This window comes from Streptomyces sp. NPDC053076, from assembly GCF_044546845.1.
Classification (GTDB): domain Bacteria; phylum Actinomycetota; class Actinomycetes; order Streptomycetales; family Streptomycetaceae; genus Streptomyces.
Map to the genome: position 1 here is coordinate 214,770 of NZ_JBITZL010000010.1, position 13,484 is coordinate 228,253.

Below are 13,484 nucleotides of genomic sequence, written 5' to 3' on the forward strand. Positions count from 1 at the left end.
CCCTTCGTCCACCATCCTGCTCCATCAGTACGCATGGACCGGACACGGAGGGGGCCACCCGATGGCTGTGGACGAGGGCGTCGCCCCGGCGACCGAGAGCGGCGACGACACAACGCTCCACCGGCTGAAACCCAACGCCGTCGGGCTGCTGGGCGTGGTGTTCATGGCCGTGGCCACGGCCGCGCCGATCACCGCCATGACCGGCAACGTGCCCTTCATGGTGGCGTCCGGCAACGGCGTCGGGGCACCCGCGAGCTATCTCGTCGCAATGGTCGTCCTGGCAATCTTTTCCGTGGGTTTCACGTCGATGGCGAAGCACATCACGTCCACGGGCGCCTTCTACGGATTTATTTCGTACGGCCTCGGCCGCACCGTCGGTCTCGCCTCAGGTCTGCTCGCGACCTTCGCGTACGTCGTCTTCGAACCGGCCCTGATCGGCATCTTCTCCACCTTCGCCACCACCACCCTCAAGGACCAGACGGGCCTGCACGTGCCCTGGTGGGCCTTCGCCGTCCTGATGCTGGCGATCAACGCCACCGGCACCTGGTTCGGCGTCAGCGTGGCCGAGAAGCTGCTGGTGGTGCTGCTGGCGACCGAGGTCACCGTGCTGGCGGCCATGGCCGTGTCCGTCGCGCTCCACGGGGGCGGGCCGCACGGCTTCACCTTCGCCCCGGTCGACCCGGTCAACGCCTTCAAGGGCACGTCCGCCGGACTCGGACTCTTCTTCGCGTTCTGGTCCTGGGTCGGCTTCGAGTCGACCGCGATGTACGGCGAGGAGTCCCGCGACCCGAAGAAGATCATCCCGAAGGCGACGATGATCAGCGTGCTCGGCGTCGGCGTCTTCTACGTCCTCGTCTCCTGGATGGCCATCACCGGCAACGGCGAGGCGGAGGCCGTGAAGGCCGCGTCCTCCGCCAACCCGCTCGCCATGTTCTTCCACCCCACCGAGCGCTACGTCGGCCACTGGGCGGTCGACGTCATGCAGTGGCTGATGATCACCGGCTCGCTGGCCTGCGGCATGGCCTTCCACAACTGTGCCGCCCGCTACCTGTACGCCCTGGGCCGGGAGGGCGTCCTGCCGTCGCTCCGGCGCACCGTCGGGCGGACCCACGCCCGGCACGGCTCCCCGCACATCGCCGGCCTGGTGCAGACAGCCGTCAGCGCGGTGCTGATCGGCGCCTTCTGGGCCGCGGGCAAGGATCCCTACACCGGTACGTACGTCCTGCTCGCGATCCTCGGCACCATGGCGATCCTCGTCGTCCAGGCCGTGTGCTCCTTCGCGGTGCTGGCGTACTTCCGCTCCCACCACCCCGAGAGCCGGCACTGGTTCCGCACCTTCACCGCGCCGCTCGTCGGCGGCATCGCGATGCTCGCGGTCGTCGTGCTGCTGGTGTCCAACATGGGTGTGGCGGCCGGGCCGGAGTCGGGGTCGCTGGTGCTGAAGGCGACCCCGTGGCTGGTGGCGCTGGTCGCGGCCACCGGCGTCGGTTGTGCCCAGTACCTCAAGCGCCGTGCGCCCGAGCGGTACGCGCTGCTGGGGCGGACGGTGCTGGAGGAGACCAAGGAGCGGTGAGCCTCCGCTCGGCCGGCAGCGCGATGCGCTGAACGCCGTCGTCTGGCAGCCGCACCGCCGTGGCCGGTCGCGCAGTCCCCCGCGCCCCTCCGGGGGCGCGGATCACCGCACTTCGACGCTCAGCCCCGCCAACCCCCGGATCACGAAGTTCGGCTTCCGCTCCGGCTCCGCCGCCAGGGCCAGGGTGGGAGCCTGCCGGAGGAGGGCCGTCATCGAGGCGGCCAGCTCGATACGGGCCAGCGGGGCGCCGATGCAGTAGTGGATGCCCGCGCTGAAGGAGATGTGCGGGTTGTCGGCGCGGGCGAGGTCCAGGCGGCCGGGTTCGGCGAAGACGTCCGGATCACGGTTGGCGGAGCCGAAGAGCATGGCGATCTCCGCGCCCCGGGGGATGGTGGCGCCGTCGATCTCGATGTCGTCCAGGACCCAGCGTTCGAAGAGTTGCAGCGGGGTGTCGTAGCGCATCAGCTCCTCGATCGCGGACGGGACCAGAAAGTGGTCGGCGCGCAGGGCGGCGAGCGGACCGGGGTTGCGGAACAGCGCGTACCAGCCGTTGACCGTGGCGTTGACCGTCGCCTCGTGACCGGCGTTGAGCAGCAGGACGGCAGTGGAGATCATCTCCTGCTCGGTGAGGCGGTCGTCCTCGTCGTGCGCCGCGATCAGCCCGGAGATCAGGTCCTCGGCCGGCTCCTTGCGGCGGGCCGCGATCAGCTCGCGCAGGTACTCCGAGAACTCCACCGACGCCCGCACCGCACGCGCCGCCGTCTCCTCGGACGGGTTCAGCTCGTACATCCCGCAGATGTCCGCCGACCAGGGCCGCAGCTGCGCCCGGTCCGCCTCGGGGATGCCCAGCATCTCGGCGATCACGGCCACCGGCAGCGGCTCCGCCACGTCCCTGAGCAGGTCCCCGCCGCCGTTGTGGACGAGGCCGGCGACCAGCTCGCTCGCCAGCCCGTGCACATACGGCTTGAGCCGTTCCACCGTGCGCGGGGTGAACGCCTTCGACACCAGACGCCGGATACGGGTGTGGTCCGGCGGTTCCAGGTCGAGCATCCCGTGGTCGTTGAGGATGTGGAACGGCTCGTGCTCCGGCGGGGGCGCACCCCGGCCGAAGTCCTCGTGCGTGAACCGGTGCTGGTAGGTGCGGCCCAGACGCCGGTCCCGCAGCAGCGCCGAGACGTCCGCGTGGTGCGGGACCAGCCACTGATCGGTCGGCTCGTACCGGATCACCCGTCCGCGCGCCCGCAGCTCGGCGTAGGCGGGATACGGGTCCGCGAGGAACTCCGGGTCCCAGGGGTCGAAAGCGAGATCGATGGGGCCTGCCATGCGGGGACGCTAGCGCGCCGGACCGACGTCTGAACAGGGGTACCGGACGCCGGCCGCCGCACCGCTCAGATCCCGTCCGCCACCAGGACGTGGCCGTGGTGGCGAGGGCGGCCCGCCCCCACCGGCGGCGGTGTGATCTCGAAGTCCAGCCTGGATCCTTCTTCCGCTCGCCGCCGGCGGAACAGGCTCGGCCTGTCGCCGCCCCTGGCCCTCGGTCCGGTCGGCGAGTTCGGGCCCGGCCACCACCATGCCGAGCCGTCAGCCCGGTGTCACCAGGCGGGCCTCGTAGGCGAAGACCGCTGCCTGGGTGCGGTCGCGCAGGCCCAGTTTCACCAGGACCCGGCTCACATGGGTTTTGATCGTCGACTCCGCCACCACCAGGCGTCCGGCGATCTCCGCGTTGGACAGGCCCTGCGCGATGAGGATCAGTACCTCCGTCTCGCGTTCCGTCAGTTCTCCGTACGCCGCCTGGGCCGCCGGCATCAGGCGGGGCGTGTCCGCCAGCCGGGAGAACTCCGTGATCAGGCGTTTGGTGACCGAGGGAGCGAGGAGGGCCTCGCCCGCCGCCACCACCCGGACCCCGTCGGCCAGTTGACGGGCCGAGGCGTCCTTGAGGAGGAAGCCGGACGCTCCCGCGCGCAGGGCCTGATAGACGTACTCGTCCAGGTCGAACGTGGTCAGTACCAGCACCTTCGCCGTCCCGTCCGCGGCGACGATCTCCCGGGTCGCCTCGATGCCGTTCAGCTCCGGCATGCGGATGTCCATCAGGACGACGTCCGGGGCCAGTTCCCGCACCCGCTCGACCGCCTGCCGGCCGTTGACGGCCTCGCCGACGACCTCGATGCCCGGCATCGCATTCAGCAGCACCGAGAAGCCCTCGCGGACCATCATCTGGTCGTCCGCGATCAGTACGCGGATCGTCATGCCCGGTCCTCGATCGCCGCGGCCGCCGGCACCGGCAGGAACACCGTCACCTCATAGCCCCCTCCGGCCGTCGGAGCCGCCGTCATCTCGCCGTTCAGCATCGAGACGCGCTCCCGCATACCCGTGATGCCGTGCCCGGCGCCGGGCGACGCCTTCACCAGGTGCGGGGCCGGCGGGGGGCCGTTGACCACGCGCAGGCCCAGGCCGCCGAGGACGTAGCCGATCTCGACTCGGGCGCTCGCGCCGGGAGCGTGCCGCAGGCTGTTGCTCAGCGCCTCCTGCACGATCCGGTACGCCGACAGCTCCACCCCCGGTGGCAGCTCCCGCACCGCGCCGGTCACCACCTTCTCCGCCTCCAGGCCGGCCTCGCGCACGTTGGCGAGCAGGCCGTCCAGATCGGCCAGGGTGGGCTGCGGGGCGTCCGGGGCCTCGTAGTCCTCCGCGCGGACCACCCCGAGGACCCGGCGCAGCTCGGTCAGGGCCGCCACCGCGTTCTCCCGGATGGTGGCGAACGCCTTCTCCAGCTCCGGCGGCGGATTGTCCACCCGGTACGGTGCGGCCTCCGCCTGGATCGCGACCACCGACATGTGGTGGGCGACCACATCGTGCAGCTCACGGGCGATGGTCGTGCGCTCCTCCAGCAGGGTGCGCCGTGAACGCTCGTGCTCGGTCACCGTCTGCTGGGCGGTCACCTCCTGACGGGCTTCCCGGCGGGTGTGCCGGACGGTGACGGCCAGCAGTATCAGCGCGGAGAGGATGACCATCGGGGCCACATTGTCGCCGTAGTGGCCGTCACCGAAGACGCTCACGCACCACATGCCGTACAGCGTGGTCAGCAGCCACATCCAGGCCGCGGTGCGCGGGCGGGTGCGTATCGCCACGACCGTGAGCACCACCAGGTGGGAGACGAAGCTGCCCGGCAGCCACGGCCAGGTGTCCCAGGCGTCAGCGACCGCCGAGGTCACCGCGGTGGCCGCGAGCGACAGCCAGAACGAGCCGACCGGCCGCGCCAGGGTCAGCAGCACCGGGACCAGTGCGAGGAACGCGCACGCCAGCTGCGTCACCCTGCCCTCGCCGAAGCTCGCCGCGTTGGCGAGCAGCGCCACCAGGCCGGCGCCGGCCACCAGCAGGTGCGGGGTCCAGGACGCGTACTCCCGGGCGCGGCCGGACAGGTGGCGGGTGAGCGGGCCGTCGACGGCCATACGGGGCATCGGGCGGTAGGCGAAGGCCCCGTGGAACAGGTCCTGCCGCAGCCCTCGCAGGGCGTCGACGGCCAGCCGGAACTCCGGGCTGCGCGGCCTGCCGGCCGCCTCCAGCGGTGTCGTCTGCGTGTGCGTCGTCTCGGTCACAGGGGAAACGGTAGGCGCGGGCGGGAGCGCGGTCGTCCCCTTGGAGGGGGGTCCTGCGGGATCCCTCTCAGGTACTACGGGCGGGACAGGGGCCCGGCCCCGGGCGGGGCCGGGGTCAGCGTGCCCCGGGGCGGACCAGACCCGACTCGTAGGCGAAGACCGCCGCCTGGGTGCGGTCGCGCAGGCCCAGCTTCACCAGGATCCGGCCCACGTGCGTCTTCACCGTCTGTTCGGCCACCACCAGCCGCTCGGCGATCTCCGCGTTCGACAGGCCCTGCGCGATCAGCGCCAGCACCTCCGTCTCCCGCTCCGTGAGATCGCCGACACGCCGCTTGAGCGGGGCCCGGCCGCTGCCGTCCAGGCGGGAGAACTCCGCGATGAGGCGCCGGGTGATGCCGGGGGCCAGCAGGGCGTCGCCCGCGGCAACGACCCGCACCGCCTCGGCCAGTTTGTCCGCGGAGGCGTCCTTGAGCAGGAAACCGGAGGCCCCCGCCCGCAGCGCGTCGTACACGTACTCGTCCAGGTCGAACGTGGTCAGCACCAGCACCTTGACAGCGGGGTGGTCCTCGGTGATCCGGCGGGTCGCCTCGATGCCGCCCAGCTCCGGCATCCGGATGTCCATCAGCACCACGTCCGGGGCCAGTTCCGCGGTCCGGGTGATCGCGTCCCGGCCGTCCACCGCCTGCCCGACCACCTTGATGCCGGGCTGGGTGTCGAGCAGCACGGTGAAGCCCTGCCGGACCATCTGCTGGTCGTCGGCGATGAGTACGCGGATGCTGCCGGTGCCGCTCGTCATGGGGTGTGTTCTCCTGTCGGGGGCTGATCGGGCGGGGCCGGGGCGATGCCCCCGGGGAGGAAGGCCGTCACGCTGAAGCCGCCGCCCGTGGTGCTGTTCGCGACGAGACGGCCGCCGAGCATCGCCGCGCGCTCGCGCATGCCGAGCAGCCCGTGTCCGGCCCCCGGGGAGGGCGGAACGGGGTGCCGCGGCGGGGAGTTCTCCACCGCCAGGTGCAGTCCGTTCGGGAAGTGTCCGACCTCGACGCGCACCCGGGATCCCGGGGCGTGCCGCAGGGCGTTGCTCAGCGCCTCCTGCACGATCCGGTACGCCGACAGCTCCACGCCCGGAGCGTACGGCCGCACCTCGCCCACGACCTCGGCGGTCACGTGCAGGCCCGCCGCGCGGGTGTTCTCGATCAGCGTGCCGAGCCGGTCGAGCGTGGGCTGGGGGGCGTCCGGGGCGGCTCCGGTGCCGGGGGCACCGAGCCCGTAGGGGTCCTCGGGGTTCTCGGAACGCAGCACGCCGAGCACCCGGCGCAGTTCGGTGAGCGCCTCCAGCGCGTTGTTGCGGATGCCGGTGAGGTTCTCCAGCAGTTCCTCGGAGGGGTTCCGCACCAGATGGGGGGCCACCTGGGCCTGGATGGAGATCACCGACATGTGGTGGGCGACCACGTCGTGCAACTCGCGGGCGATCCGGCTGCGTTCCTCCAGCAGCGTGCGGCGGGCCCGCTCCTCGGCGGTGATCGTCGTCTGCTGGACCAGTTCGGTGCGGGCCTCGCTGCGGCTGCGCAGGGCGGCGCCGATGACGGCGAAGATGGCGAACAGGGCCGCGGCCATCGTGCCGGTGCCGGAGTAGTGCCCCACCGCCGTTCCCGCCTGCACGACATAGGTCACCAGGGTGGTCGCGGTGAGCGCGACGACCGTGCCGCGCAGGCGGACGCGCAGGGCGAGGAGCAGGAAGACGGCCATGTGGGCCACCAGTGTGGGCGTGCTCCAGGGCCAGTTGGCACCGGGATGCCGGGCCGTGGCCAGGTGGGGGCGGGCGAGCATGGCGGTGGCGGTGGCGGCGGCCAGGGACACCGCCCAGGCGGGGACGGGATGCCGGAGGGCCAGGACGACGGCGCCGCCCTGGAGGGACGTGATGAGGAGGGCGACGGGCATGGCGAGGCCGTAGGAATCGGAGACCTCGGCGCCGCCGCCCAGCGCGATGATCAGGGCCGTCCAGGTGAGGACGAAATAGGTGACGAGGCGGACCCAGCGGTATCTGGACAGGGGCGGCGAGTTGCGGGCGGGGGCCTCGCCCAGCCAGGTGAGCAACCGGTGGCGCAGGCGGGTGTCGCGGGGCGGGGTGTGACGGCGGTCCGCGGAAGTGGGCGTGGGGGTGGGGTGGTCCGCGGGCTTCACAAGGTCAACATTAGGCATGGTGCGGTGACTTCGTCGGTGGGAGATGGCGGCGGACCACGCGGGAAGGGCGGTCGCGTCGTCGGCGCGGGCCCTGTTCGTGGTGGCGGAAGGCCGCCCAGCACAGGGTCAGTGCCAGGGCGAACAGCGGGAGCCAGGCGAGGCGGTACGCCACCCAGACCGGGGAGTCGGGGGAGGTGTGCAGGCCGGGCAGGCGGCCGGCCAGGAGCGCGGTGGCCGTGGTGGCCGCCATGGCCGTCTGGTGCCAGAGATAGACCGTCATCGCGGAGAGGTTGACCAGGGCCACCGGCGCCCAGACGAGCGGGCGGGCCGTCGCACGGCGCAGCCGGTCGCGCAGCAGGAGTGCCAGGCCGCACTGGGCGAGGCCGAACGTGACGGCCGCCAGGGTCGGCGGACTCAGGTTGGAGACCGCGCTGCCGGGGACGCCGACCATGGACGCGGGGTAGCCGGCGCAGCCGACGAGGACCGCCGTGGCCGCCGTACCGCCCAGGAGCAGGGCCAGGGCCGAGCGGCGGCTGTGCAGCTCGCCGCGGGCCCAGGCCGCGCCCAGGGTGTAGGGGACCAGCCAGCCGGCGGCCAGGTTGGTCCAGCCGAGCCAGGACGGGCCGAGGTGCAGGCCGAAGCGGAACAGGTCCACGTGGAGGACGACGGCGAGCGGCCACAGCGGGTTGAGCCGGGCGACGAGCGGTGTGGCGGCCGTGAGCGCGACGAGGACCAGCAGGAACCACAGGGGGGACAGCGCGAGTTTCAACAGGGTGTGGATGGTGGGCGGAGGCGCCCCGGTGAGGAGCAGGGCGGTGGCGGTCACCGACCACAGGGCCAGCAGGGCGGCTACCGGGCGGAGCAGGCGGGTCAGGCGGGCGCGCAGCCAACGGGCGCAGGAGTCGCCCCTCGCGCGGGCCGTGGCCAGGCCGCGGGCCGCCCCATAGCCGCCGACCAGGAAAACCACGGCCAGGGTCTGGAACAGCCAGGAGACCGGGGCCAGCCAGGGCATGTGCTGCAAGGGGCTCGCCGTGTGCAGCGCGCCGTCCTGCGCGACCAGGGCGGTGACCAGCCAGTGGCCGAGGACGACACCGAGGATCGCGAGGGCCCGCAGGGCGTCGACGGTCCGGTCCCGGGAGGCGGGGGTGGCGGCGTCCACGCGGTCGGCACCGTGCCGGATCACGTGGAGTACGCGGCGCGGGGCACGGGTGATCTGGGCCGGCTCAGGCACGGCTTACCTCCGAGGGCTCGTCGAGGGTGATCCGGGCGAGGTTGGCGAGGGAGTCCGAGCCCGGGGTGAAGTAGCCGCTGTGATCGGTGCCGGCCGCGTCGAAGACCCGGGCGCCGAAGGCGGCGGAGACGGGGTCGGCGCCGAAACCGACGGTGGTGCCGAAGAGGCCGGCGCGGACGTGCGGGACGTGCCCGATCCAGTCGTCGCTGCCGCGGGCCGCCCATATGCGGGCGCGGGTGTGCAGGTCGGCGGCGGAGTCCGCGCCGGTGCCGGGGCTGCCGATCAGGGCGATGTCGTCCGCGGCCAGGCCGGGGGCGGCGCGACCGCAGACCACGGAGCCGTAGGAGTGGCAGAGCAGGGAGAGGTGGACTCCGGCGGGAGCCGAGGCGCGCAGGTCGCGTACGACGGCGCGCAGGCGCGGGGCGGCTTCGTCGGCCCGGGTGGTGGTGGTCACCGTGGTGCTGACCGTGGCCGGTGTCTCGTAGCCGAGCCAGGCGATGACGGCGACACGGGTGCCGGGGACGGCGCGGAGGGTGAGGTCCGCGTACAGGGCCGCGGCGGTCCGGTGGAAGCGGGGGTAGGTGTCCAGGGAGGTGTCCGAGCCGGGGACGAGGACCGCGATGTGCTGGGCGTGGGCGAGGTCGCCGAGGACCTCCGTGACCTGGCCCGCTCCTCGGCCGTCGAAGGCGAGGAGGTGGCGGGCCGGGGTGGCGAGGGCACGGTCCGCGGCGGCCCGGTGCGGGTCGCCGTGGGCGGCGGCCGTGCGGCCGGCCTCCGCGGCGTTGGCGCGGTTCGCCGCGTAGGCGGCGGGCAGGGCGGAGGAACTGAGCGGGGGGAGGGCGGCGGGCGGCGGGGCGGGGACCTCTGGGCGGGCCGCGCCGGCGAGGGGGATGACCACGGCGGCGGCGACGAGAGCCGCGAGGAGGACTCGGAGTGGGCGGCGGAGCGTGGTGCGGTGCGGGCGGGATTGTGGCGACGGGGGTACGTGCTGCGTGGCGCCGGTGCACTGCGGGGGTGTGTGCTGCGTGGCGCCGGAGTGCGGCAGCGGGGGTGTGTGCTGCGTGGCGCCGGTGCACTGCGGGGGTGTGTGCTGCGTGGCGCCGGTGCACTGCGGGGGTGTGTGCTGCGTGGCGCCGGAGTGCGGCAGCGGGGCGTGCCGCTTGACGCCGGTGCACGGCGGGGGTGTGTGCTGCGTGACGCCGGAGTGCGGCAACGGCGCGTGCCGCGCGACGCCGGTGCACGACGGGGGTGTGCGCTGCGTGACGCCGGATCGCGGCAACGGCGCGTGCTGCGTGGCGTCCGTGGGTGGCGGGACGTGCCCCATGATGGCTTCCTTTCGGTGGGCCCGGTCATCGGGCTTGTCCGAGAAGGAAGTTAGGAACGGACGTCTGTCGTCGGCGTCCCGCCAGGGAGCTGTCCTGTCGCGTAGCTCTCAGGTACTACGGGTATCACCGGGTCCGGCTCCACCGCCGGATCCGGGCGCTCACCAGGCCAGTTGGGCGATCTCCTCGGCCACCACGGCACAGGCGTCCGCCGCCGGGTCGATCAGCGGGAAGTGGCCCACGTCCTCCAGGAGCGTCAGCCCGACCATCTCCCCGGCCTTCGCCGCCGCCTCCGCGTACGACTCGGCCACCTGGTGCGGCACGTCCAGGTCGGCTCGGCCCTGGACGATGGTCGTGGCGATGCCCGTCGGCAGCAGGAGCACCGGGTCCGAGTAGGGGCGCCGCTCGGCGAAGAGGTCCTGTCCGCCGAGGAGTTGCAGGGACGCGTTCCCGCAGACGTTCAGCTTCTCCGCCACCGCGAAGTCCGCGATCGGGGCGAGCCCGACGACACCGCGCAACGGCGTCGGGCGTTCTGTGCGCCAGGGGGCGTCCGCGGGGAGGACATGACGGGCCGCCGCCCACAACGCCAGGTGGGCGCCCGCCGAGTGGCCGGTCAGCACCGTACGGCGGGAATCCGCCTGCGGGAGCGCCTCGCGGACCAGCGCGGGGAGGGCGTCCAGCGCCGCCGCGACGTCGTCGAAGGTGTCGGGCCAGCGGCCGGCGGGCGGAGTGTCACCGGATTCGGCGGACCCACCTGCCCCGGCCCCGGCCGGCTGCCCCTCTCCCCTCTGCTGGCCCGGGATCAGCGGCTCGCCACCTCGTCGGTACTCGACGTTGGCCACCGCGAAGCCCCGGCGGGCGAGGTAGTGGGCGAAAGGGGTGATGTGCCGGCGGTCGTAGCGGGCGCGCCACGCGCCTCCGTGCAGGACGACGATCAGCGGGGCGGGGGCGGCGGGGGCGGCGGAATCCGGGCCGGGGCGGGGCGCGTAGAAGTCGATCACCTGGTCGGGGTGGTCACCGTACGCGGCAGTGACGTCGGGGTCGACCGGGGAGTGCGAGAAGACCGACTCCTCTTCAGCGGCAGCGCGGGCAGCTGCGGCGTCGTCCGGCATGCTCCAACCTCTCAGCGACGGGGTACCTCCCAGGCTTTCGGCACTGGGGGAGGGTTTGGCGGACCAGGTGACGATTCGGCCGTTGGCGGGGACGGTATCAGGCCCGTGACGTGCGGGGATACGGGGATGTCACGCACGGTGAGGGTTAAACGGTTCTGTGGGCCACCGGAGCCGGCCGAGGGCCAAGGCGCACGGGTGCAGGGGCTCGGCCCCCGGCCCGCACCCCCACACCCCCGCCGCACCCCGCGCCTCGCCGCACCCCGCACCCCGCACCCCGCACCCCGCACCCCGCACCCGCGTTACACCAGCTCGTCCCCCAGTACCCGCGCCGCCCGTTCCACGTCACGGAAGCCCACGTACAACGGGGTGAAACCGAAGCGGAGGACGTCGGGATGGCGGAAGTCGCCGACCACGCCCCGGGCGATCAGCCGCTTCATCACCTCGCCCGCGTCCGGGCAGCGCATGGCGATCTGGCTGCCCCGCTCCTCATGCCGTTCGGGGGTCACGCACTCCACCCGGCCCGGCTCGGTGTACGCCCTGACGCACTCCAGGAAGAAGTCCGTCAGGGCGAGGGACTTGGCCCGTACGGCGGCGATGGACACCCCGTCCCAGACCTCGAGTGCCGCCTCCAGAGCCAGCAGGGAGAGGATGTCCGGCGTGCCCACCCGGCCGCGCAGGGCGCCCGGTGCCGCGGTGTAGACGGGGCTCATGCCGAAGGGCTCGGCGTGGGAGTTCCAGCCCGGCAACGGGGAGTCGAAGCGGTCCTGCAACGCGCTGCGCACGTACAGGTACGCCGGCGAACCCGGGCCACCGTTCAGGTACTTGTACGTACAGCCGACCGCGAGGTCGACGCCGTGTTCGTCCAGGCCCACCGGCAGGGCGCCCGCGCTGTGGCACAGGTCCCAGACCGCGAGGGCACCGCGGGCGTGGATCGCGGCGGTGAGCGCCGGGAGATCGTGCAGCCGGCCGGTGCGGTAGTCGACGTGGTTGAGCAGCACCGCGGCCGTGCGCTCGCTGAGCGCCTCCGGCACCTCGGCCGGGGTCACCGCCCGCAGCGCCCGGCCGGTCAGCCGGGCCGCCGACTCGGCGATGTAGCCGTCCGTGGGGAACGTCGTCGCGTCCACCAGGAGTTCGTCGCGGCTGTCGCCCGCCATGCGGACCGCCGCCACGAGCGCCTTGAAGACGTTGACGCTCGTCGAGTCACCGACGACGATCTGGCCGGGCGCCGCGCCCACCAGCGGCGCGATCCGGTCGCCGATCCGCTCGGGCGCCGTCCACCAGCCGCTCTCGTCCCAGGAGCGGATGCGCAGTTCGCCCCACTGGCGACGGACGACGTCCGCCACCCGGTCGGGGACGTTCGCGGGGAGGGCGCCCAAGGAGTTGCCGTCCAGGTAGACCCCGGCGACATCAGTGCCGCGATCGGCCTCGGTGTCGAGGACGAAGCGGTCCCGCAGGGCCGCCAGCTCGTCCGCCGCGTCCAGCTTCTCGGCTCGCAGGGCCGGCTCAGACATGGGACCTCGCCGTCCACAGCTCCGGGAACACGTTCTTGCGGGCACGCTTCTCCAGCCAGGCCACACCGGCGGAGCCGCCCGTGCCGGCCTTGGCGCCCATCGCGCGCCGGGTGGCGACCAGGTGGTCGTTGCGCCAGCGCCACACCAGCTCGGCCACATCGGTCAACGCCTCGCCCAGCCGGGCCAGTTCATCGCTCTCGTCGCCCGCGTACACGGCGGCCCAGGCGGCTTCCACCGCCTCCGCCGGCTCGTACCGCCGGGTGGTGTCCCGGCGCAGCACGGACGCGGGGATCTCGTGGCCGCGGCGCGCGAGGAGCCGTAGCACCTCGTCGTACAGGCTCGGCTCGTGCAGCGCCTTCTCCAGTTCCGCGTGGACGCGCGGGGCACCGCGGTGCGGGACGAGCATGGACGCGGACTTCTCGCCGAGCAGGAACTCCAGGCGCCGGTACATCGCCGACTGGAAGCCGGAGCCCTCGCCGAGCGCGCTCCGGTAGGCGTTGAACTGTGCCGGGGTGAGCTGGCCGAGCGGCTTCCAGGAGGCGTTCAGGGCCTCCAGTTCGCGCACGGAACGCTTCAGCGCGGCGATGGCGGTCGGCACGTCGTCCGAGCGGAGCGCCTGGGCGGCCGTCTCCCACTCGTGCACGATCACCGTGAACCACAGCTCCATGACCTGGGTGGTCACCAGGAAGACCATCTCTCCGGGGTCGTCGGAGAGGGTGTGCTGGAGATGGGTGAGTACGTCCGCCTTGACGTAGTCCTCGTACGGCGTCGTCCCCGCGAAATCCAGGTTCGGGGTCTCGGGCTCAGCGGCCTCGGCAGGGGGGTGAGCCTGTTGGGACATCGCTGTCTCCTGATGTTGCTCCGGGTAGCGGTCCGCCCCTGCCGATGCCGGCACGGGGGCCCCGGTCCCCACCCCGCATCCTCCGCAATGCCCCCGGATACGGCAAGGGCCGCCTGC

11 protein-coding genes are annotated in these 13,484 nt (G+C 73.0%); 1 reads left to right on the forward strand and 10 read right to left on the reverse strand.

All coding sequences use genetic code 11. The annotated features are described in order from the left end of the window. The first annotated feature begins 61 nt into the window (after positions 1–61). Positions 62–1,573 (forward strand): APC family permease, encoded by a 1,512-nt coding sequence (locus ACIGYR_RS33345; RefSeq protein ID WP_399606436.1) that lies wholly within the window; start codon positions 62–64, stop codon positions 1,571–1,573. A gap of 102 nt (positions 1,574–1,675) precedes the next feature. On the opposite strand, the gene ACIGYR_RS33350 is transcribed toward ACIGYR_RS33345, so the two are convergent. The 10 genes from ACIGYR_RS33350 to ACIGYR_RS33395 all read right to left on the reverse strand — a co-directional run bounded on the left by ACIGYR_RS33350 (position 1,676) and on the right by ACIGYR_RS33395 (position 13,367). Further along, the gene (locus ACIGYR_RS33350) at positions 1,676–2,896 is read right to left on the reverse strand and encodes a cytochrome P450 (RefSeq protein WP_399606434.1); all 1,221 of its coding nucleotides are present in this window, start codon (positions 2,894–2,896) and stop codon (positions 1,676–1,678) included. Between the two features lie 258 nt (positions 2,897–3,154). Continuing rightward, entirely contained in the window at positions 3,155–3,820 is a 666-nt protein-coding gene (locus tag ACIGYR_RS33355) for a response regulator (RefSeq protein WP_391847624.1), read from the reverse strand. Next, the gene (locus tag ACIGYR_RS33360; RefSeq protein ID WP_399606430.1) at positions 3,817–5,169 is read right to left on the reverse strand and encodes a sensor histidine kinase; all 1,353 of its coding nucleotides are present in this window, start codon (positions 5,167–5,169) and stop codon (positions 3,817–3,819) included. The genes ACIGYR_RS33355 and ACIGYR_RS33360 overlap by 4 nt, the downstream gene beginning before the upstream one ends. 115 nt (positions 5,170–5,284) lie before the next feature. Continuing rightward, positions 5,285–5,965 carry a response regulator gene (locus ACIGYR_RS33365; RefSeq protein WP_391847622.1) on the reverse strand — a complete coding sequence of 227 codons (681 nt, stop codon included), beginning with the start codon at positions 5,963–5,965 and terminating at the stop codon, positions 5,285–5,287. Further along, a complete protein-coding gene (locus ACIGYR_RS33370; RefSeq protein WP_399606428.1) occupies positions 5,962–7,350 on the reverse strand; it encodes a sensor histidine kinase in 1,389 nt (462 codons plus the stop codon). The genes ACIGYR_RS33365 and ACIGYR_RS33370 overlap by 4 nt, the downstream gene beginning before the upstream one ends. A 10-nt stretch (positions 7,351–7,360) precedes the next feature. Continuing rightward, the gene (locus ACIGYR_RS33375) at positions 7,361–8,581 is read right to left on the reverse strand and encodes an acyltransferase (protein ID WP_399606425.1); all 1,221 of its coding nucleotides are present in this window, start codon (positions 8,579–8,581) and stop codon (positions 7,361–7,363) included. After that, positions 8,574–9,626: an alpha/beta hydrolase gene (locus tag ACIGYR_RS33380; protein WP_399606741.1), complete on the reverse strand. Its 1,053-nt coding sequence runs from the start codon at positions 9,624–9,626 to the stop codon at positions 8,574–8,576. Before ACIGYR_RS33380 ends, ACIGYR_RS33375 begins: the two co-directional genes overlap by 8 nt. Positions 9,627–10,064: 438 nt before the next feature. Continuing rightward, a complete protein-coding gene (locus tag ACIGYR_RS33385; protein ID WP_399606424.1) occupies positions 10,065–11,015 on the reverse strand; it encodes an alpha/beta hydrolase in 951 nt (316 codons plus the stop codon). Between the two features lie 299 nt (positions 11,016–11,314). Continuing rightward, complete coding sequence (gene kynU, locus ACIGYR_RS33390) at positions 11,315–12,526, reverse strand: kynureninase (RefSeq protein ID WP_399606422.1); 1,212 nt, start codon at positions 12,524–12,526, stop codon at positions 11,315–11,317. Then, positions 12,519–13,367: a tryptophan 2,3-dioxygenase family protein gene (locus ACIGYR_RS33395; protein WP_391847617.1), complete on the reverse strand. Its 849-nt coding sequence runs from the start codon at positions 13,365–13,367 to the stop codon at positions 12,519–12,521. Before ACIGYR_RS33395 ends, kynU begins: the two co-directional genes overlap by 8 nt. Between the last annotated feature and the right edge of the window lie 117 nt (positions 13,368–13,484).